The following is a 21,751-nucleotide window of genomic DNA, read 5'->3' as shown; positions in this document are numbered from 1 at the left end:
ATCATTTGAATAAAAGGTTGATCTTCCAGATCAGTTGAACCAATTCACGATCTGTTCTTTACGAATCCTTGTTTGGTATTCTAAAAATCTTTCCTTCCACCAAGGATGTGTTTTAGAAAGATCTGTTTCCCAAAACCAGAAATGAAGATCGCTTAGAATTCGTTTGTCCCAAAGAAGTCTACTCATCTCCTTTGAATTCAAAGAATCAGGACCGGATTCTTTCCAATTGGAAACAAGAACGTCCATATATCTTTTACGTGCGTCTGATTCTTTTTTTCTGGATCTCAAACGAGAAGTATGAAAACGAAACAGAAGAGGATCCACAACAGAAAGAAAAATCCCTCTTCCTGATTCCATTCCATCTAAGAACTCAGAATATTCTTTTTCTAAATTTTCAGTATCTGACAAAAGAGTATTCTTCTTAGTTTCTTCCGGAGTTAAAAGAAATCCTCTTTTTTTCCAAACTTCTCCTTGTTTAGAAGAAGAAGTCCATACCCCCCAGAAATAAGAAAGAAGCCAACCACCAGTAATCGGTAGCAGCCAATAAAAAAGTACAGGATAATATACGAATAACCAGATAGAAATTCCAGTGCCGTAAAATGCCTGAGGAAGTAAGGCACGCGCAGCGGCCATTCTATCAATTCCTTGAGAAGAGTCCCTATTTTGAGGTCCCCATTCTATCTTCCTATTCCAAAAAGTCATCCAAAGAAATCTAGTGTATTGGACCATATAAGCTGGAGCCAAGATCACTGATTGGATAAATTCTACAAAAAAAGAAATTATAAAGGAGAAAAATCCAATCCCACTTTCTTTTCTGCGGAAAAATAAGCCGTCCAAGAAGGAAAGTATTCTAGGCATGAATAATATTAGAATAGTATAAATCTGTAATCCATAGAACACAGGGAGATACATACTTTCCTGGAATTGAGCCCATTCTTCAGGAATAGAAGCCAAGCGGTAATAATCAGTATCCGCCATTACAGTAAAGCTGGTCGCAATAAGAAGTAATGCCCAAAGAAGAGAGCTTCCGTAAGACAATATTCCTAAAAGAATATGTATCCTGCTGGAAATCCGTAGACCACCCACAAATAAAAACCAGAAATGTTGCAAGTTTCCCTGACACCAGCGATTATCTCTTTTTAAACTTTCCAGAAGATTAGGAGGGCATTCTTCATAAGAACCTTCTAAATCATAAGCGAACCAAACAGTATATCCAGCTTTTCTAATTAATGCGGCCTCAACTGTATCATGAGAGAGGATTTTTCCACCTATCGCACTTTCTCCAGGCAAACCCGGAAGTCCGCAATGTTCCATAAAAGGTTTTAATCTTACAATTGCGTTATGACCCCAGAAAGGTCCGGAAAACACCTGCCAATAATAAGATCCCGCTCCGAAGATCGGGTTTCCGAGCCATGTCCCGAATTGCGCCAATCTTTGGAATAAACTTTTGCCTCGGATAATTTTCGGAACTGTTTGTATAATACCTGCGTTAGGCACTGCTTCCATGAGGCGGATCAGGTTTAGCATACATTCGCCGGTTACCAAACTGTCGGCATCCAAGACGATCATATATCTATAACGTCTTCCCCATCTTCTGCAGAAGTCTGCAATATTACCTGATTTCTTGTTTAGGTTGATCCTTCTCTTTCTGTAATAAACCCTTCCCTTTGTTTCCGGCTTTCTAGAAAGTTTTGAGAATGCTTTCTCCTCTTGCAGCCAAATATCCGGATCAGTTGTATCAGATAATAAGAAGAAGTCTAGGTTTTCCCCTAAGCCAACCGAAGCCGCTGACTTCATCATGGATTCTAAACCTGCTGCAACTCTTGCTACATCTTCACAGTGGATTGGAATGACTACCGCCGTTGGTGGGAGTTCCTTCGGGCTTGCAGTTTGGCCTGAAATCAAACCAGAAATACGCGTAGGATCCCCTCCTCTAATTCTTTGGATTGTCCCGAAGATCGCAGTGGTTGCTCCAAACGCTAATAAAGGAAATAAAAAGCAGAAGAGCAAAAGTGTTGCCCATTCCAAAGGAGAGATCCCGTTTATTAGAAGAAAACGATATTCTAAATAGATCCCGAATAAGGATAGAAGTCCAAGAACTCCAACAAATCCTAATCTTCTATACGTAAACTTTCTAGAATCGAATGCCTCTTTTAAAATACCTTCTGGCTCAGGTATACTTGTAGGAAAAGTTTCCGTATTCATGAGAAGTACCAGACTGCCAGAGAGATATAAACCGTGGCCCAGAATAATGCAGTAAGGACCAATGCAACTGGCTCAGGTTTTTCTGCAGAAGGAGAAGCAAGATCTGCGAGTGGTCCAAAATCGATCGGCCTCGGAACCATGGAACCTGGTTCTAAAGGAGGAAGGCTGCTCTCCCAATCACGATGTAGTTTTACGGATGTTTCTTCTTTGAAAATTTCGAATATATTTTTGTCGGAAGATTTGGATTTTTCGAAAACCTTGGAGAGGGTATTTTGGATCTCTAAACTATCTTCTATTCCCATTCCTCTTAAATAAAGTTCCAGCCGTTCCCATTCTTTCGAAAGATGAAGATTTTCTAATGAACCTGAGTCACTCAAGTTTTCTTGCTTTTTTTTAGTTCGGCTCAAGTACGAAATTCCAGGTTTCAGAAATGATTTCTTGGTTTCTGCTTAATGCAGCCTTTAGATCGGAGGCCTTAAATTTATTTTTAGGATAAACTCCGAAAGTTAATCTCCATACCCCAGTCTCTTCTATTTTTTGGACCGAATATTCGGATAATTCTGCATTTTCTCCTGTATCTATTCTCGCCTGGATATATGCAAATGGATCCAAAGAACTTAAGCTGGAACTTTTAAAATCCACATAGAACATTTTCAGATCAGGCTCTCCTTGTGCGTCTCCTATCCGAGTCGCCACTACCTTTGCCATAGAATCAGGAAGAGGATCAGTATCCGGCCAACGAACTGTATAAGAAAAATCGAATGGAACTCCAGGCTGAGGAATAGGTTCCGGCATCCAGTATGCACCCATATTATCATCAGAATCCTGGACCGTTGGATTTTCCAAAAGATGAACTGAACCTTTTCCAAAAGGAACTTCTGGCTCTACCCAAGCACTCGGCCTAAGTTGGTATTTCATTTCGCTATGTTGATAATTTTGGAATTCTCTATCTCTTTGGATTAGTCCGAATCCTCTTGGGTTTTCATCCGAGAAAGAATACGTTGTGCTTCTTTTTGGATTGTCCAGAGGTCTCCAGATCCATTCTCCTTTTCCTGAATGGATCAATAATCCATCTGAATCATGAGACTCAGGATAAGCCTGTCCTTTTGGAATTCCTCTGGTCTCACTATACCAATACATACTGGTCAAAGGTGCAATCCCGAGTCGATCTACCTTGGTCCTAAGGATGACCTCGGCATTAACTTTTACCGCAGAAACTTTTCCAGGAGTGATCTGGAACTCATAAGCACCCGTCGCAGTTCTTCCATCTAAAAGAGCGTAAACTGTGATTGTAGAGTCAGTCTTATCGGGTTTAACTATATAAAATTCCCTGAAAGAAGGAAAATCTTCCGGGTAAGGCATACCCGTATTGATTGCAATTCCTCGAGCAGAAAGTCCATACCATTGTTTTTTAGAAATGATCCTATAATAACTTGCACCTTGGAAAACTGCAAATTCATCCGTGTGTTCTTGTGTATTGATCGGAAAATGTATTTTGAATCCCGAATAACCTAAATTAGGTGGAAGTTCTCCCACACCCTTTAGTTTAGATAGATCAAAAGAAGAAGGATCATAAACGATCTCTCTCGCAAAGTCCCCTCTCACTTCAAAAACTCTTATATTCGTATTATATAAATGTCCAGGATGCAAAAACTGCAGCTGGAAAGGATTTCCTTCCTTCTTCCAAACTGATTTTTCAGGACGAAAAAAAATGTTCTTGTATTGGTTCCAAGGCAGACCTTTCAAAAAGTCTGTAGTGGAATGTTTAGGAGGAATGTAACGTAGTTTAGATAATGCTCTAGCTCGTCCCTTGAGATCCGAAAATGAAAATTTAAATGTAGGATGAGTGCTGTGGTCGGAAATTTCCCCCTCCATCACACTTAGTAATGGAGAAGAAGAGAAATCAGGTTCTTCTCTGTCCCGCCTCTGCTGTCTATCTGCGACGGCAAAGAGCAAGGCTGTTGCCACAAACGCCAGAATTATATGCAATCGTAACAATTCGTATCTTTCCTTTCAGCAAGACGAATGCTTAAACCAGTCTACCATCCGTACACAGAGAGGGCAAGGTCTTTTAAGTCCGAATTCAGATCGAACTCATCGCAACCTTGCCCTTTGGTCTGATTGGCTATTTTTAGAGTTACTTTATTTAGGAGTAACTTTCACAAAATATTTTTTAGAAGCATCCCAAGTTTTCAAGATCTCTTCTGAAAGTTCAGATCCGGTCAACTTAGTGTGTTCAGTAATCAAAGACTTTATGATATCGTAATCTTCATTCTCAAGATCCACGATTTTCACATATTCTTTATTGATTAAAGGTTCTAATTCCCAGTCTTTTTGGAAGAAGTAAGCTTTTCCTCCAGTCATACCGGCACCCATATTCTTACCAACTGTTCCTAAACAAACGATGGTTCCACTGGTCATATATTCTAAGAAGTGGTCACCCGCTCCGCCAACTACTGCGTCCGCTCCAGAGTTTCTAACTCCGAATCTTTCACCAGCTCTACCTGAACTGAAAAGTTTTCCAGAAGTAGCACCGTAAAGACAGGTATTACCGATGATCACGTTCTCATATGCTTTCAGTTTGGAACGTCTATGTTTACGGATCACAATCGTTCCACCGCAGAGTCCTTTTCCTACATAGTCGTTTGCATCTCCGTGAAGAGTGATCTGCACTCCTTTCACGAGCCATGCTCCTAAGGACTGGCCAGCAGTTCCTTCCAGAATGATTTCTAGTTTTCCAGGAAGACCTTTGGATCCGTATTTACGTGCGATAATTCCGGAAACTTTTGCTCCCACGGTTCTGTTCGTATTCTTCACAGAATAAGAAAGAGACATGGAGGTTTTTCCTTCTAACGCAGGCTCCGCATCTTTTAGGATACGATCATCTAAAACTTCTCCAACAGATTCTCTTCTTACGAATCTGTCTTTTTTCTTCTTAGGATCGTAAAGAAGAGGAAGACGTACTAAAATCGGATTCAAGTCCAAAGAATCTAAACGGTCTTGCTCATAACGAGTAATTTGTTTCAGAAGGTCTGTTCTTCCTACGATCTCATCCATGGAGCGGAATCCAAGCTTCGCAAGATACTCACGAACTTCCATTGCAAGAAGTGTCATTAGAGTAGCGACTTGATCAGGAGATCCTTTATACTTCGCTCTGAACTTAGGATCCTGGGTAGCAATTCCTGTAGGACAATTGTTCAAATGGCATTTTCTCGCCATGATACAACCCAATGCCACTAGAGAAGCAGTTCCAATTCCATACTCTTCTGCACCTAAACATGCAGCGATGATCACGTCCCTTCCGGAAACGATACCACCATCAGTACGGAGAACAACTCTATCTCTCAATCCGTTCATTACTAAAACTTGATGTGTTTCAGAAAGACCAAGCTCCCAAGGAGATCCAGCATGTTTGATAGAAGTAAGAGAAGCTGCTCCAGTTCCTCCCACATGCCCCGAGATCAAGATCACGTCAGCGTTTGCTTTCGCAACACCGGCAGCGATCGTTCCCACTCCAGCTTCAGATACCAGTTTAACTGATACTTGAGCAGTATGGTTTGCCTGTTTCAAGTCATAGATCAACTGAGACAAGTCCTCGATAGAATAAATATCGTGGTGAGGTGGAGGAGAAATCAGGTCGATTCCCTGAGGAGTATGACGGTTAGTCGCGATCTCCTCATTATTCTTCTTACCTGGAAGTTGTCCACCTTCTCCAGGTTTTGCTCCCTGAGCAATCTTGATCTCCAACTCTTTTGCAGAGTTTAGATATTCAGAAGTCACTCCGAATCTTCCGGAAGCTACTTGTTTGATAGAAGAGTTCGCGAGGTCCCCTTTCTCATCTACAACGTAACGAGATGGACTTTCTCCACCTTCTCCGGAGGAAGACTTTGCTCCCAAACGGTTCATTGCAATTGCAAGGTCAGTGTGAGCTTCGATAGAAAGTGCACCATGACTCATACCAGGAGTTAAAAAACGTTTTTGGATCTCAGAAACTGTTTCTACTTCTTCAATTGGAACAGGTGCACGATCTACGAAATCGAATAGATCTCGGATATTGATCGGATCACTTTCTTCCATTAATTTAGAAGCTTCTAAGAATGCTTCGTAGTCATTATCAACCGCAGCTTTACGGATGAATTTTACTACTTTAGGAGACCATCTATGAGGTTGGTCATCTTTTTCAGAGATAAAGTCTTCAGGGTTAATCTCTTTGTTGAATGCAGAGTCGTGGTTGCGTAGAATATTTTGCTCGATACCACCGATACCAATTCCAGAAATTCTGGAATAAGTTCCTGGGAAGTATTTAGAGATCAGAGTTCTAGAAAGTCCGATTGCTTCAAATACCTGTCCACCCACATAGGAAGACATGATAGAAATTCCCATCTTGGACATGATTTTCAGAAGTCCGTCGTCCACACCTGCACGGTAGTTTGTGCAAAGAGAAGCAAAAGAAGGACGAGTGCCGTCTTCTGCATCAAAGTCTCCCTTGGTCCATAGGTCGTGAAGAGTATCCCAGATCAGATAACTATTCACTCCGGAAGCACCGTATCCAAGTAGAACAGCCACATTATGAATTTCGAATGCAGATCCTGTTTCTACAAGAATGCTTGTAGCAGCACGTTTTTTATTACGGATCAAATGGTTATGAACTGCCGCAACCGCAAGTTCCATAGGAATAGGAGCGCGGTCTTTATTCAGTTTTTTATCCGAAAGAATTAGTATATTCACTCCTTCTTCAGCGGATTTGACTGCGTTCGCAAGCAATTGATCCAATGCGAGTTCAAGATAATTTCTGGCAGCGCCTTCCTCATGATGAGCTTCGAAAGTAGCATCCAAGGTAACTACCTTGTATTGTTTTCCGTCCTTATCCCTGATCCTTTGTAATCCAAGATTAGTAAGATACGGATGAGAAAGTACTAGACAATTCTGAGGTTTTTCATCTGCGAAAAGATTTGTCTTCTTAACAAGACGAGTATAAAGAGAAGTTACTCCCTTCTCTCTTAGATAGTCGATCGGTGGATTTGTTACCTGAGCAAATCTCTGGCGGAAGTATGTATACAATCCGATTCGAGAAAGCATGAGTATTGACAAAGGAGTATCATCTCCCATGGAACCAATTGCTTCTTTACCTGCGATCGCCTGAGGTTTGATTACCGCTTTTTGTTTGTATGGAGAATATGCAAAAAGGATCTGTCTTCTTCTTAGATCATCTCCGCTATAAGTTACAGTTTTAGTAATGGACTCGTCAATAGTTTGGTCCAGATACTCTACATTTTCTTTAGACCATTCTCTATAATCGTATTTTTTCTCGAAGAGTGCGTTGACGTCCTCGTTGAAGTAGATCTTACCTTCTTTCAAGTTGATCGCGAGCATATCGCCTGGCCCCAATCTTCCTTTTTTGGTGATGATCTCTTCGTCTATATGAACTAGACCGGTTTCGGAACCCATTACAACGAGTCCGTCTTCGGTCACAACATATCTTGCAGGGCGAAGTCCGTTTCTATCCAAACTTCCTCCGACCCAGTCGCCTTCAGCAAAAGCAAGAGCAGCAGGTCCGTCCCAAGGCTCGGTTAGAGTGTTATTATACTCATAAAACGATTTTAGTCCTTCGGACATTTGGACGTTCTTACTCCAAGCATTTGGGATCAACATCGCTTTGGCGTGAAGAACGTCCTTACCAGAACGTACAATCGCTTCCATAGCGTTATCCAAACTTGCGGAGTCAGATAAATGAGGTCTGATGATCGGATGGATCTCTTTCTGAAATTCTCCCCATTTTTCGCAGGCAAGTTCTTCTTCTCTTGCGAGCATCCAAATCCTGTTCCCTACGATTGTATTGATCTCTCCGTTATGCGCAAGAACGCGGAAAGGTTGAGCCAAAGCCCAGCTTGGAAAGGTGTTAGTAGAATATCTTTGGTGGAAGATACAATAAGGAGAAACCATCTCCTCACTTTTTAGATCCTCATAGAATTGAGAGACTTGGTTTCCGTTAAATAATCCTTTGAAAGTAATTCTTTCAGAAGAGAAGGAACAAATATAGAAGTCCTCGCTCATAGAAAGTTTAAGAGCATCTCTCATCACTTTCTTTTGGATCAGGAATAATTTAGTTTCGAAATCCTCGTTGGACATCCCATCCGGTTTTCCGATCAGTACTTGTTCGATCTGAGGACGAGAAGCGTTGGCCTTAGGTCCTAAAACCTCTGGATTTACAGGAACATATCTCCAAGCATACAGCTTGAAGTTGAATTGCATAAGTGCTGATTCGATGAGGCTTCGGCAAACATCTTGTTTGTCTATGTCCTCGCGTGGTAGGAAGACCATCCCCACACCGATGGAATCTTCGTCAGGGCGTCTATGGCCCATCTCCTCGATGTACTTCGCAAACAGTTTTTTAGGAATACGGATCATGATCCCGGCGCCGTCTCCGGTTTGCATATCTGCATCTACGGCTCCGCGGTGGGTAAGGCATGCGACCGCCTTCAAACCCATTGATACAACTCGGTGATTGGACTCGCCCTTATAAGAAGCGACGAAGCCTACTCCGCAGTTATCGCGCTCGAAGGACTTGTCATATAGACCGTTTTCCTCCAAGTACTTTTGGATCCGCAACTGTTCGTCAAGGTTTAACATCCGCTAAGGTTCCTCTTTAGGGTTGATAGTAAATCCGGGACACTGCTCTTGCCTTGGTCCACGGACAGAGGAAACCCCCACCCACGCGATGTTTGGCTGAATTTTGTAGCAAATGTCCGATTCTTAGACCAGTAAATTTACGAGTGCCTAGTTTGAAAACGATCTTTTTAAAGGAATCCAGAGCCAAATCGCATATATACGGCTTATATCGATGTTGGAATTCTTACAAGGCCTGAAATTCTTGTGTTGGAGTTCCAACATGGTGCGCAAGGCAGTCGGTCTCCGTCTAAAATCCTATGACAGAAGAAACTAAGGGAACCAAGGCTTTACTTTGGCTCGTGGCCTGCGGCTTTTTTATGCAGACTCTGGACGGGACAATCGTCAATACCGCTCTGCCAGCGATCGCCAAAAATTTAGATGCGAGTCCCTTGAGAATGCAGTCGGTGGTGGTCGCTTACCTTCTTACAATGGCGATGATCATTCCAGCTTCTGGTTGGATCTCCGACAAATTTGGAATTCGCCAGGTTTTTATAGGAGCCTTATCCTTATTCGCCTTAGGTTCTCTATTCTGTGCTCTTTCTCAAAATTTAACACAGCTTGTTCTTTCTAGAATTTTGCAAGGGGTGGGAGGAGCACTCTTACTTCCTGTAGGTCGTTTAGCACTTCTTCGCTCTGTTTCTCCAGAGCAATTTTTACAAGCGATCAGTTTTGTAGCCATACCAGGTCTGATTGGTCCATTAGTAGGTCCTGTTTTGGGAGGATGGTTAGTAGAAACTGCTTCTTGGCATTGGATCTTTCTGATCAATCTTCCTGTTGGAGTCGCCGGGATCATTGCATCTTCCATTTACATGAAAGGAAATCCAATCCCGAATCCATCCGTATTCGATCTGAAAGGATATCTACTTTTGGCATTCGGAATGGTTACTTTTTCTTTAGCATTGGATGCAGGATCTAGTTTAGGTTTGCAGAAGGCAGGAGTAATCCTTCTTACAATATTCGGGCTCGCAAGTATAGCAGCCTACTGGATCCATGCAGCGAGAAGTTCCAAACCTTTATTTTCTCCCCGAATATTTTCTATCCCTACATTAAGCATTGGTCTTTTAGGAAATCTTTTCTCTAGACTTGGAAGTTCCAGTATGCCGTTTTTGGTTCCATTATTCCTACAAGTGAATATGGGATATCCTCCTTTTAAAGCAGGCTTAATGCTTTTACCAATGGCAATCGCAGGAATAGGGATCAAAAGGTTCGCTCCATTATTAATCTATAAATTAGGTTATAGAAAAGTTTTGGTTACCAATACTCTATTGATAGGTTTGAGCATGAGCAGCTTTTTCTGGCTAAACTCTTCAGAAAATTGGTGGATCTTTTCTTTTCAATTATTCTGCTTTGGAGCATTTAACTCATTTCAATTCACCGCAATGAACACTCTTACTTTAAAAGATCTGAATGGAGAATTTACAAGCAGCGGAAATACAATGCTCTCTATGGTCCAGATGTTAGCAATGGGAATGGGAGTCGCATGTGCTGCAGGAGCATTGGAAGCGTTCAGAGATCTTTTTGGTCAAGATCCTGCAAATATGCTTTTAGCATTTAAGAGCACATTTGCTTGTATGGGAATTATCACTTTATCTTCTAGTTTTATATTTTGGCAGATCAAAAAAGAAGATGGAAGAAGTGCAGTATTAAAAGATTCAGTCTTGGATTGAAAAACTAGTTTCTGCGGATAGAAAGTACCGGGTTCAAGAATAGATCGGTTAGGATTTTTCTCTGGCTCGCATCTGGGATACGAGAAAGAAGTTGGTCCATCTTTCCTTTGATCTGAGTAAAATCAGGATATTCATCCATAACTCTTAAAATATGAGGCCATGCTTTTTTGACAAGTTCCGCAACTGCGGGACTTGCGGTTCTTGCTTTATTCCAAGAAGCTTCCAATTGATTTCTGATACGGAAAAAATCACGTCCTAGTTCCAATACTTTTCTAAGTCTGGATTCAGAAAGTCCGGTACGAGAGCCAAGTTGACCTAGAGTTCCATCCCATTCGACTACTTCTCCCCTGGATTCTTTCAAAAGAGAAGTTTGTAATTGAACAAGTGCATTTTCCTCTACAGGTAAAGATGCAACCCAACGTTTATACTCTTCCAGTTGTCCTGCTTTTTGAAAAACTCGGACCTTTCCCACTTGATCCATATATTTAGAAAATGGAATGCTTACAGGAGGTTCGGAGAAGCTAGGAGAATCTCCCCCAAAGTCTCCATCAAAATGAAGATCTTCTACGTCGGAAAGAATATCTTCTCCCATTTGGACGGGAGAATCATCTTCTTCCAATTCTTCTGCCTTCATGATCAAAGGTTTGCCAGAGAATAGTTCACCATATTTTTCTAATATTTCTTTTAAGATCGGAGTTTCAGGTCCTTTACGAACTGGAACTGGGATCGGTCTTGCGGCAGCGCCGGCTGCTGCAGTTTCTCTTGCGACTTCTCCCAAGGCTGCGGCTTCTCTTTTTTTGCCTGTAGAAATTTCTACCAGATAGATCATTCCCTCTTCTGCTTCGAATCTATGACCCGCAGGGAATGTAAATCCGAGTCCTTCTAATATCTCTTCAGATATCTTAGAATATTTTTTCTTACGAGGAGTTTGTTCTGCTGTGGATTCTTGTTCTATAAGTTTGGTTTTTACCTTATTCAAAGCACCCAAGAAGTTTCTATTCATATAAGAAGAAAGTTCTTGGGAGCCCATTCCAAGGAATTGAGCGAACTGAGGGAGTTGATCAAAAAAATGATCCGTCTTTTGGACGTTACTAGAAATATAAGAGCGAAGTTTTGTTTTGAGAGCTTCTTGTTCTTTGGCAGGAATTTTTTTAGCCGAGATCAATGTCCCGAAAAGTTGGATATGAGTATGGAAATAACTCAAAAATTCCCCGTACGCGGTTAGAACGTATTCTCCATGGGAATTTTTTTCTATGACCTTTTTGTCTGCCATAATCGGATTCGCAGTCAAGTTTTTACAACCCTAGACCGGAATTCAAGACAATTAAGTTACGAATCTTTCTTAAACAGTCTTAGGTAAAGTTTCTTCTGTAGGACTTCCGCTGATAATCCTGTATCTTAAAAATGTATTACAGGTTGCTTCTTCAGAATAGCGCACCAGATCATAATCAGGACGAGGAGATCGGAAAAAAGAAGAATGCGCCAGACGTTCTGTCACTTCTTTGCGGATATGAGCACGAGCTTCGTTCCTTCTCATATAAACCGAAGGAACTACTATATCATTCTTATAAGATAAAATATTATTTCTATAGATGGCAACAGTTAGGCGGATCCGGTAGGATTTATTTTCCGTCAGGTCTTTTGGTTCCAGAAATTCCATGCCGAGGCCCTTTGTTTTGAAAATCTTTCCAGACTTTCTATAAGCAAAGTATCGGATTTTACACCCCCCGATCTCAAATTCGGGCCTTAGAATTTTTTTACTTTTGGAAAATTAATAATCTACCGACAAACGAGCTCGCACGAATAGCACTGATAATAATTCTCACGCAGAGCCACAGAGTCGCAGAGAATTTTGGGTTTAGTAGACATAGACCCTCCGCGTCTTAGCGCCTCTGCGTGCCAAAAACTTTGTGTCTCTAAAAACTCCGTGTCTCTTAAACTAAGGTAACATAATTTTATGCAGAGTCCAAGGGGTAGTAAGGAAAGAAGAATCTCCTGTATCTGAAACATAAAACGCCTCAGTTGAGAGTTGGTTCGTTGGTATAGATGTCTGACTTAGCTCAGTAAAATTACCATCTCTCTTAAACACCTTGTATCCATTAGCGGAAGTTCCCTCTAAGGTATACAAATTCCCGGACTTATCAGTTGTGATCTGTTGGAAAGGAGTCGTAGCAGATTGGACCAAATTATTCCATTCCAAAGTGTTAGAATTAAATTTAGAAATAGAAGTATGGGTATCACTTTCTCCCATTGCTAAGAGCATATGATAAAAATTCCCCGCATAATCCGTCTCTAATTCATCCGTACTCATGATGAAAATTTCTCTATAAGAATTATTTACAAAACTTCCATCCCCTCCCCCATTGATCGAAGAGAAATTCAAATAAGTAAAAGTATCCTCTTCTCCAAAATCCACATAATCACTGAATACTTTTCCGCCAGTCACTGCAATATTTGTAAAAGGAACAAATGAATTTGCAGGCAGAGTTCGAGTAGTCACTCCGGTAAAATCAGTTTTAACTTTTACTAAAACTTTTGCATCCAAAGAATTTCTGCCTGAAATATATAAGAAGTCCCCATCTATCTCCATATCTGAACCTTGCACAGAAGATCCTTGGAAAGAAGGTAAGGCAAAACTGGAAATGTGAGCACCATTTGCATTCAGTTTAGTGATCTGTTTAGTTGAATGAAGAATGTAAAAGTTCTTCTTATCATCTCTAACAATTCTTAAAGGAGAAATTCCAACTAAACTAGGAGCACAATTTGTAAAAATAGGAGCAGGACAGGAAAGAATAGAAGATCGTTCGGTATCTACAGCTAAAATATTTCCATTACGATTATCTGTTGCAATACTTTGGATGGTAGAAGGTCCAGAAGGATTTATCTTCATAGTCACAGAACCGCCTGACATTCCACTATGAAATCTCACTAAATAAGGTCCGTTATCTGGAAAAGTATTCTGCTGGATAGCGACTATGATCTGATTCCCACTCATTGTCATATCAATGATCTGCCCCACAGTAATCTGTTTGGAAGCAAGTTGAACAGGAGTATCTCCAGTAATATCGTATTGGAATAGATCAAAATTAGAGTTATCTGCAACTAACAAACTATTATCGGAAGGATGAATATAGATCGCATAAGGTTCTCTGAATGTTCCTGGAAGATCCCAGGTCTTGAGTAAATTCCCAGCAGAAGAATACTTGAAAATACGATCTGTTCCAGTATTAAAATTTGCTTCGCTAATATATAAATTCCCGGCAGTATCCAAAGCCAAATCTTTAGGAGAAGAATCGGCAGGAAGATCGATCAAACTTGTTTGAGAACAATCTGAATTTAATTCAAATATTTTCATCCCAACCAAAGCAAAGATACGGTTAGAAGCATCCACGACCATTGCCTTAGGAGAGATCCCAGTCCAAACACCGATCATATCTCCAGTAGCATTTAAGATATAAACATTTCCACCGCTTGCGACAAGCAAAGAGTTTCCTAAACTAGAAACGGAACTTGCAGCTCCAGGAAAACCATTCTTAAACCTGGAATAAAGAGAAGTCCCTCCTCCCAGGGAATTTAATTTTGTAGAACAAGAAGAATTGAATCCTACAGTCCCAGTATCAAAAATACTGATTGGAGAAACTTTACCTTCCAGATCTACAACTTGGATTGCATATTGAAATAAACTTTGAGAATTAGAAACTGTATCCGTAAAAACAGGATCGGTTACTGAACCAATTTGTTGGAAAGATGTTTCGAATATAGATTTTTTAAAAACTCTATATTCCTGAGCAGGGACCGGGTCCCAACGAATTTCTACTTTATCACTGAATATTGCATCAGACGCGCTTACCCAGGTAGGAGTTCCAGCCTCTCCAGGAGGAGGATTTTCTCCGGGATTAGAAGCTTCCGGAGAAATTGTTGCCAGAAGAGCGGATACAGGGTCAAAACCCCCACCTTCCGAAGAACATCCTGTAAAAATAGAAATATTAAAAACTAAAACAAGTAAAACTAATCTTTTCATAAATACCGAAAAAACATTAAAATTTTCTAAACTTCGCATTTGTATCAGGATTAAGGAATAATCACTTTTCCTCTGATAAATTCATCATCAAAAGGACCGTCCACGTATGAATAAGAAGATAATTCCACGCACATATATTCGAAAGTATTACGATTCAAACTGGCATTTGCTTCGTATGTTGCGATCGGTATTGTATCGAATATTTCAAAATAGCTGAAAGGGATTGCAGGTATAGAAAAAGAGATCGGCTGAGCAACAGAAACATCAACATAAAGATAATCGAATGTGTCTTGTGAAATGGTCTTCTTTGCTTTAAACTCTACATCGTCTCCATTTACTTCTGCAGTCGCACAAACAGTCCCACAATTTCCAACAGTTGCAGGAAGAGTCGCAGCTCCAGTGCAAAAATGAGTTTGTCCAACTTGTTTTACTTTAGAAGATATCCCGAATTCATTCCTGGCAACGATCAATACTTTCAATTTTCTATCGGTTGGTCCAATTAACGCAGGAGGATTTGCCCCAGGTGCAGCAAGTTGTCCTGAAGTAACTGTCCAATGAGAAAAGGAATTCACCACAGTATTATCAGGCGTCAGTTTCATACTTTGGCCTCCTATAAACGCGGAGACCGTAGTATTATCATGAACGGCCAAATTAAAATTGATTGCTTGGATAGAGAATAAGCCATTAAAGCTTGTTCCACTTGAAATATCAAAACTAGTGATCGTAGAGTCTTGCAAATCAGGAGCGTTCTCAGGCTGACCTGGAGGCGCAGGTTCTCCAGGAGGAATTGGAACAGGAGCAGCAACTCCATCTAAAACTGCTTTCGCAGCAGCAGTCAATTCCGCAATACTCTTTGCATCCTCGGAACAATATAAAACGCAAAAGATCCCGAGCACCGGTAAGATCTTTATAAAACGTTGTTTTCTATTTATAAATCTCATTTAGATTCCCATCTAACGTTTTTCCCAATCAGCTCGTCCCTGGTGTATTTTTCCGAGTTATTTAAAAATTTCTCAGAGTCGCTCGGAATGAACGACACAAATCAAGGAACAAACGTCTGTTATACGGATTGATCAGATGTTTTGATCTCAAAACTTCGGACAAATCGGGACGTTATGTGTGTATATAGGTTCCCCGGCCAGTTAATAGCATAACAAATCGTGAGGATTATATTTTTAGATTTTTTTATCTTTTCAGATAAAATATGAGGAAAAGCTCACATTTTATATAACGGGCGCTACAGTAAAATTCTCACCAAAACGCGTTCAAAAATTTGAATATAGGCTGATGCTCAGGCGGGAATTTCAGAACCAGTATACATTTTTCTTTTTTTAGCCCAAGGAAGCCATGGTTGCAAAAGAAGAATATAAGAAATGGGAAGAGATCCAAAAACCAATTCTCCATATAGAGGGTTCATTTTAGTAATCCCTAAAAATTTAGAGATCAATATAAAAGAAATAAAGAAGGAAGAAGAAATTATAAATGCAAAACCGATCGCGATCAGATGTCTGATCCAAATATTTTTCCAAACAAGTTTTGTATCCTTTAATGTATGGAACTGAAAATTCACTATAAGAGTACGAATGGAAAGAATAAGTAAAACTAAAGTTAGAAATATATTATTTCCACCACCCTCAGCAACTCCAAGCCAAGTCAAGATCGCTCCCACGAAAATGATCAAAGAAAAAAAGCAAAGAAGAATAACGGAGGCCCTACTCCTAGAAAATCGTATCACTATCCCAAAAAGAAAAATAATAAGAACATCCATATAGAAATTCCTAAAAGATCCCAAAAGAAAGGCGAAAAGAATACTCTGTAAAAACCCGATCAAAAATATAATATAGGAAGAAAAATTTAATAAAAACTCTGCCTCTTTAGGAGATTCTATTTTAGCAAAAAATCGTTTCAGTAGATTCATATCGGATTCCAGCAATCTTGATTACTCTGCGTTTTCAGTCAATTTATTCAATTTGCCCGCCCTTTTGGCTGTTATATCTTGAGGCAGGATGTATTACAAATCTCCAAAAACCTTTCAGATTCGGGCTTATTCGGGAAAAATCCTAAATGACAAGTGATTCGGTCCCTTCTTAATGGAACTAGAGACCACACATGAACTTCCGATACAATTATTCTCCATTCTCTTACAAACGCCGTAGAACCAGAGAAGTAAAAGTAGGAGATATTGGAATAGGTGGAAATAATCCGATCCGCATCCAATCCATGATCACTGCGGATACAAGAGATACCGAAAATTCAGTCCGACAAATTTTGGAATTAGAAGCTGCCGGCTGTGAGATCGTTCGATTGACAGTACCTTCTCAACCTGATGCGGATAACTTACCAAATATTCGCAAGGAACTTAAAAGATTAGGAAGTAAGGTCCCTCTCGTTGCAGACATCCATTTTACTCCAAGTGTCGCGATGAAATCTGTAGAATGGGTGGAGAAGGTCCGTATCAATCCGGGCAACTTCGCCGATAAGAAAAAATTCGCAGTCAGAGATTATACAGAACTTGAATACAAAGAAGAGTTAGAAAGGATCTCTGAAGTATTCAGTCCACTCGTACTTCGTTGTAAAGAGTTAGGAGTCTCTATGAGAATAGGGACCAACCACGGTTCTCTATCAGATCGTATCATGAATAAATACGGAGACACACCACAAGGAATGGTGGAGTCAGCGATCGAATTTATTCGGATCGCAGAAAGTCTTTCTTATAAAGATATTATAGTAAGTATGAAAGCCTCTAATCCGCAAGTAATGGTCCAGGCTTATAGATTATTATGCAGTCGTTTCATGGAATTGCAGATGGATTATCCATTACATTTAGGAGTGACAGAAGCAGGAGATGGAAAAGACGGAAGGATCAAATCTGCAATTGGTATTGGTTCATTATTAGAAGACGGACTCGGAGACACAATCAGAGTTTCCTTAACAGAAGATCCAATCCATGAAGTTCCAGTTGCAAGACTACTTGCAGACAAATATAATAAACTCAGATTTCCAGAAACACCAAGCAATGGATATTCGGAATTCAGAAATCCTTATTCTTACCAAAGATTTTATAGCAGACCAATCCAAGTCGGAAGTCTTTCCCTCGGAGAAAACCATGCAGTCCGGATCGAATCAGTTTTACCTTTCGAATCCGAGAGTAAATTTTCACAAGAGCTGGCTTCCCTGAAAAGTTACGCAAGATCCAGGTCCTTAGAATTGGAAATGGTTTCAGTACCGCTCCCTACTGACGAGTTCCTACGAGAAGAATGTATTTCTGCAAGTAAATCTTCTTCCGTTCCAATGGGAGTCATAGTAGAACAAAACGAATTATTACTCGAAGATGTATTAGAAGATCTAATTCCATTCCCTAAAGTAACAGTAGATCCATTCCATCATTTCCAAAACAGAGATTCTTTATTAGAATTTCTGCATAAACGAGAAGGAAAAGGGATCACCGAACTAAATGTCCAGGCCTACCAGATAGAAAGTCTAAAAGGACTTCCAGAGGAATTCAAGAACGCAGGAATAGAATCAGTAACATTCTCCATCCAAACTTTCCATATATTGCACGATTACAGAAAGTTAGCACGTATACTCAGCGATTTTGATTATCCTATCTTCTTAAGCGCAGAATATCCTGACATGGAAACCGCATTGTATGAATCTTCGATTGGGATCGGCGGAATGTTGACTGACGGTATCGGAGACATGCTCCGTCTCAAGGTGATCGACAGCGAACCAGAAGCAGTTTTACAACTCGGGTTTGATATCCTACAAGCTACCAGATTAAGGCTTACAAAAACTGAATATATCTCCTGCCCTTCTTGTGGAAGAACCTTATTCGATCTACAAACTACAACTGCACGTATCAAAGAAAAAACAGGCCATCTAAAAGGTGTCAAGATCGCAGTCATGGGCTGTATCGTAAACGGTCCCGGAGAAATGGCGGATGCAGATTTCGGTTACGTAGGTGCCGGCCCAGGCAAAGTGCATTTATATCGCGGAAAAGAAATCGTGCTCAAAAACGTTCCTTCTGAAGAAGCAGACGAAAGACTCGTTCAGCTAATCAAAGATTCAGGAATGTGGATGGAAAGAGAATCCATTACAATCGTATAATACACTTTTTCTTTAATTTTTGTCTGAATTTAACGTTAGGAGGTATAGATAAAATATAAAAATTCCAAGGAAAAATACACGCTATATGAAAAGGAAAATACTCATAGTAATATCCCTTCTTTTGATCTCTTTTTTGGGAGGTTGTAGTCCCGAGAATAAGAATTATAATTTAGAAAGTTCCTTATTATTAGGCTTAACAAGTGCCTCCACCACTCCTTCAGATACAACTCCATTCTTAGTACCAGATTCCAACCAAACAATATGTTCCGACACAAGTGGAGCTTCTCGTCCTTGCTCCGGAACAGGAGAAGATGGCGAATTTTCAAATATTCCTGCTCCCTATTCTTTACAGATCCAAGATGATGGAAATACAGTTTTAGAAGAAAGTTCTAGATTAGTTTGGCAAAGATGTGCTTTTGGAACGACTTGGAACGGAACTACCTGCCAAGGAAGCCCGCTAAATCTGTATTGGCAAGCCGCAGATGCATATTGTTCCTCCTTAACACTAGCTGATCGAAATTGGAGACTTCCAACGGCAAGAGAGGCTTCTCTATTCGGAGACTTCTCACAAGTAAACGCAGTCTCATCAGTTAATTTCCCAAATACTTCCGTAAATATCCATTGGGCTTCTACTCCGATTACCTCTTTTTTCGGAAGATATTCAGCCTATAGTAATGGAGACATCGGTCAATCAGATCAAAATACTGGTGCAAAAGTTAGATGCGTTTCTGGACCAAAAATTCCTCAGCCAAGTTTTACTGATTTAGGAAATGGGACCGTTAGAGAGTCGAGCACAGGATTGTTGATAAAAAAATGTGCACAAGGGCAAACGGACGACGGGAATTGTACTGGAACGCCGACCATTTTAAATTGGCAACAAGCCTTAGATGCATGTAATAACTTAGACTTCGCAGGAAGAACAGATTGGAGATTACCTACAGCCAGAGAGGCATATTTTCATTCCGAACCTAGTTACGGGACCATAGATTTACCTTACGATTATTTTCCAAATAATACGCAGGCTTCTAATGCGTGGACTTCCACAAGTACTAGCTACTTTACTCACGCATACACTCAAAATTCGTTCTCTTTAGTTCCAGTTTCCAAAACAAACACGACTGCAACAAGAGCTCGCTGTGTAGCAGGCCCTTAGTTGAATTTTCACGTGTAAAAGTTTATAACATTTTCGCACAGAGCCCACCGAGAGCACAGAGGTTTGATCAGATCTTGGAATTCCTACATGAACAAAAGATCCCCCCGCGAACTCTGTGTTCTCTGTGCGAACGCCTAACTTTTAAAGCTCGTTCGCTTCTACGATAATAAAGTTCGGAGAAACCTGTCTTAATTTCTTAGCGGAATATTTGCCTTTGTCTTGGAATACTTTTTGTTTCCAAACCTGAGTCGAAAATTCCGTTTTTGAATTTTTGATCTTATCGTAGAAATGATCTGCTATTTTTTGTTTACCCAAGACTGACTGAGTTCTAGCCAGCCACAATGCACTTTGCTGTTTTCTAAAAGAAGAAGTCTCTAAACTTTCTGCTTGTTCCAATAAGAACGCAGCCTTGTTCAGATTTCCTTTTTCCAGATATAAAATTGCTTCTAAGAATAGGATAGAAGGATCCTTTCCTATGAATTCTTCGTTCGCTTTTTGTAATTCCAGAAGAATATCGTCAATCCCTCCCATCCCAGGATCATCATTGATAAGCATCGCTTTTTTATAATGCTGGATTGCCGAACCAACTTTAGGATTTTTGGATTTCGAAACCTTCTTCCCTTTTCCTTTTTTAATATCAGAAAGATCCAAAAGTTTATAACCCGCTTCTCCCCAAGCCATAGGAATTTCCATGTAAGGGCCGCTACTAGTGGGAGCAGTACCAACGGAAACAAAAATTTTACGAGCCTCTGCACTCATCACAACTGACTTAACGGAAGTGATTTGACGGATCGTAGAACCCATTGTGCGAACTTCTCCGCTGGAATAATCAATCGTATCATCTAGGAGATTCTGAAGATCTATGACACTTGTTCCCTTCTTCTTTTTTTGAGAAGAAAGAAGTTGTTCTGCTCTATCAAAACGGCTGATACAATGATGATAGAAAACGGGAGCCGCCATGATCTCTCCGTCTTGCAGTTTTTCACTTTGGTAATGATTGGTATTAACAATATGATCTTTTCCTAAATTAGGATATACCACATCCACATTGCCGTAATTGGTCTCGATAATCGCAGCCTTCGGTCCCTTCTCTTTATGATTTGTAACAATCAAACCCCAAGTAGAATTGATCTTATGTTTTTTGGCGATACTTACTGCTTCTTCGATAGATCTTGCTTCAGAAATAATCTTATGACCAAAATCGATAACGCCTAAACCGTTAAAGCCGATCTTCTTATGAAAGCGAGTATGGAATGCGATAGTCAAACCTGCTTCGTTAAACGCAGTGATCCCAGGAACATCTGCACCTCTACATGCAATATAACCATAACGTAAACCTTTTTCAGGAGTACAGAAAACAACGATCGGACGTTTGTCCCAAACTTCCACACCTGGAAAATCGAAATTGCGCGCGTGGTATAATTTGCCGTCCTGACTTTGCTCTCCCCAGACAGCAACACTCGTACATGCAGGGATCATTTGAGGACTTCTACCCGGACTCATATGTGCGAGTTCAGGAAGAAGTTGGATCATTCCTAAAAACCCAACTGAGTTTTGGAAAGAATCCATAGTAAAAAGTTCCTTCTCCAATTTCGCAGAACGACCTGCTGAAGTTAGAGCAGCAATCGTCCTCGCAGAAAATTCTTCCGGCCTATGTTTCATCATTCTCTTGGACATCCAATTCACCAAAAGAGAAGTCACACCCTTTGCCAAAAAATTCCGATTACTACGAGGTAAACTCCCCAAGAGAAGATTACGAGCCATCACAGGATAAAAATCAAAGATCGGCTCAAACTGCCCGATCTCATTCATGATCTCACCGAATTGTCTTCCCATTTCTTCCTGGGAACCCTTGAGCTGTATTACCGCTAATGGATATGTTTCCGAATTCATGGGCCAATCATAACATACTTCCGCTCACGCATCGAC

13 protein-coding genes are annotated in these 21,751 nt (G+C 40.4%); 3 read left to right on the top strand and 10 right to left on the bottom strand.

The genetic code is table 11. The features are described 5' to 3' along the window. Positions 1 to 30: 30 nt before the first annotated feature. The 4 genes from mdoH to gltB form a co-directional block, all read right to left on the bottom strand. Positions 31 to 2,205: a glucans biosynthesis glucosyltransferase MdoH gene (gene mdoH, locus EHQ52_RS13385; protein WP_135615623.1), complete on the bottom strand. Its 2,175-nt coding sequence runs from the start codon at positions 2,203 to 2,205 to the stop codon at positions 31 to 33. Continuing rightward, on the bottom strand, positions 2,202 to 2,612 hold the full coding sequence (locus EHQ52_RS13380; RefSeq protein ID WP_135615622.1) for a hypothetical protein: 411 nt from the start codon (positions 2,610 to 2,612) through the stop codon (positions 2,202 to 2,204). The genes mdoH and EHQ52_RS13380 overlap by 4 nt, the downstream gene beginning before the upstream one ends. Further along, positions 2,599 to 4,161 (bottom strand): OpgD/OpgG family glucan biosynthesis protein, encoded by a 1,563-nt coding sequence (locus tag EHQ52_RS13375; protein WP_244244870.1) that lies wholly within the window; start codon positions 4,159 to 4,161, stop codon positions 2,599 to 2,601. Before EHQ52_RS13375 ends, EHQ52_RS13380 begins: the two co-directional genes overlap by 14 nt. 186 nt (positions 4,162 to 4,347) lie before the next feature. After that, complete coding sequence (gene gltB / locus EHQ52_RS13370; RefSeq protein WP_135615620.1) at positions 4,348 to 8,835, bottom strand: glutamate synthase large subunit; 4,488 nt, start codon at positions 8,833 to 8,835, stop codon at positions 4,348 to 4,350. A 296-nt stretch (positions 8,836 to 9,131) separates the two neighbouring features. Between gltB and mdtD the strand changes: the two genes are divergently transcribed. Continuing rightward, on the top strand, positions 9,132 to 10,541 hold the full coding sequence (gene mdtD, locus EHQ52_RS13365) for a multidrug transporter subunit MdtD (RefSeq protein WP_135615619.1): 1,410 nt from the start codon (positions 9,132 to 9,134) through the stop codon (positions 10,539 to 10,541). A 4-nt stretch (positions 10,542 to 10,545) separates the two neighbouring features. On the opposite strand, the gene EHQ52_RS13360 is transcribed toward mdtD, so the two are convergent. The 5 genes from EHQ52_RS13360 to EHQ52_RS13340 all read right to left on the bottom strand — a co-directional run bounded on the left by EHQ52_RS13360 (position 10,546) and on the right by EHQ52_RS13340 (position 16,480). Beyond that, positions 10,546 to 11,814: a hypothetical protein gene (locus tag EHQ52_RS13360; RefSeq protein ID WP_135615618.1), complete on the bottom strand. Its 1,269-nt coding sequence runs from the start codon at positions 11,812 to 11,814 to the stop codon at positions 10,546 to 10,548. Between the two features lie 69 nt (positions 11,815 to 11,883). Further along, positions 11,884 to 12,201: a hypothetical protein gene (locus tag EHQ52_RS13355; protein ID WP_008592154.1), complete on the bottom strand. Its 318-nt coding sequence runs from the start codon at positions 12,199 to 12,201 to the stop codon at positions 11,884 to 11,886. Between the two features lie 279 nt (positions 12,202 to 12,480). Next, positions 12,481 to 14,562, bottom strand: coding sequence for an NHL repeat-containing protein (locus tag EHQ52_RS13350; RefSeq protein WP_244244869.1), 2,082 nt, complete (start codon positions 14,560 to 14,562; stop codon positions 12,481 to 12,483). A 50-nt stretch (positions 14,563 to 14,612) separates the two neighbouring features. Continuing rightward, entirely contained in the window at positions 14,613 to 15,503 is an 891-nt protein-coding gene (locus tag EHQ52_RS13345) for a hypothetical protein (protein WP_135615616.1), read from the bottom strand. 350 nt (positions 15,504 to 15,853) lie between these two features. Next, positions 15,854 to 16,480 (bottom strand): hypothetical protein, encoded by a 627-nt coding sequence (locus EHQ52_RS13340; protein ID WP_244244868.1) that lies wholly within the window; start codon positions 16,478 to 16,480, stop codon positions 15,854 to 15,856. 191 nt (positions 16,481 to 16,671) lie between these two features. Between EHQ52_RS13340 and ispG the strand changes: the two genes are divergently transcribed. Together ispG and EHQ52_RS13330 are read left to right on the top strand one after the other, a co-directional pair. Then, positions 16,672 to 18,669: a (E)-4-hydroxy-3-methylbut-2-enyl-diphosphate synthase gene (ispG, locus tag EHQ52_RS13335; protein WP_135615614.1), complete on the top strand. Its 1,998-nt coding sequence runs from the start codon at positions 16,672 to 16,674 to the stop codon at positions 18,667 to 18,669. 85 nt (positions 18,670 to 18,754) lie between these two features. Then, positions 18,755 to 19,822 carry an Lcl C-terminal domain-containing protein gene (locus EHQ52_RS13330; RefSeq protein WP_135615613.1) on the top strand — a complete coding sequence of 356 codons (1,068 nt, stop codon included), beginning with the start codon at positions 18,755 to 18,757 and terminating at the stop codon, positions 19,820 to 19,822. A 141-nt stretch (positions 19,823 to 19,963) separates the two neighbouring features. Here EHQ52_RS13330 and EHQ52_RS13325 read toward each other — a convergent pair whose 3' ends face one another. Next, positions 19,964 to 21,715, bottom strand: coding sequence for a C45 family autoproteolytic acyltransferase/hydrolase (locus EHQ52_RS13325; RefSeq protein WP_135615612.1), 1,752 nt, complete (start codon positions 21,713 to 21,715; stop codon positions 19,964 to 19,966). Positions 21,716 to 21,751 lie beyond the last annotated feature (36 nt).

This window comes from Leptospira koniambonensis, assembly GCF_004769555.1.
Lineage (GTDB): Bacteria > Spirochaetota > Leptospiria > Leptospirales > Leptospiraceae > Leptospira_B > Leptospira_B koniambonensis.
This window is presented reverse-complemented; position numbering and strand designations above follow the sequence as displayed.

Bases quoted from the DNA above. Each gene is read 5' to 3' on its own strand.
- ispG (WP_135615614.1), top strand. From the start codon at position 16,672: ATGAACTTCCGATACAATTATTCTCCATTCTCTTACAAACGCCGTAGA.
- EHQ52_RS13360 (WP_135615618.1), bottom strand. From the start codon at position 11,814: ATGGCAGACAAAAAGGTCATAGAAAAAAATTCCCATGGAGAATACGTT.
- mdoH (WP_135615623.1), bottom strand. From the start codon at position 2,205: ATGAATACGGAAACTTTTCCTACAAGTATACCTGAGCCAGAAGGTATT.
- mdtD (WP_135615619.1), top strand. From the start codon at position 9,132: ATGACAGAAGAAACTAAGGGAACCAAGGCTTTACTTTGGCTCGTGGCC.
- EHQ52_RS13325 (WP_135615612.1), bottom strand. From the start codon at position 21,715: ATGAATTCGGAAACATATCCATTAGCGGTAATACAGCTCAAGGGTTCC.
- EHQ52_RS13350 (WP_244244869.1), bottom strand. From the start codon at position 14,562: ATGAAAAGATTAGTTTTACTTGTTTTAGTTTTTAATATTTCTATTTTT.
- gltB (WP_135615620.1), bottom strand. From the start codon at position 8,835: ATGTTAAACCTTGACGAACAGTTGCGGATCCAAAAGTACTTGGAGGAA.
- EHQ52_RS13340 (WP_244244868.1), bottom strand. From the start codon at position 16,480: ATGAATCTACTGAAACGATTTTTTGCTAAAATAGAATCTCCTAAAGAG.
- EHQ52_RS13330 (WP_135615613.1), top strand. From the start codon at position 18,755: ATGAAAAGGAAAATACTCATAGTAATATCCCTTCTTTTGATCTCTTTT.
- EHQ52_RS13355 (WP_008592154.1), bottom strand. From the start codon at position 12,201: ATGGAATTTCTGGAACCAAAAGACCTGACGGAAAATAAATCCTACCGG.
- EHQ52_RS13345 (WP_135615616.1), bottom strand. From the start codon at position 15,503: ATGAGATTTATAAATAGAAAACAACGTTTTATAAAGATCTTACCGGTG.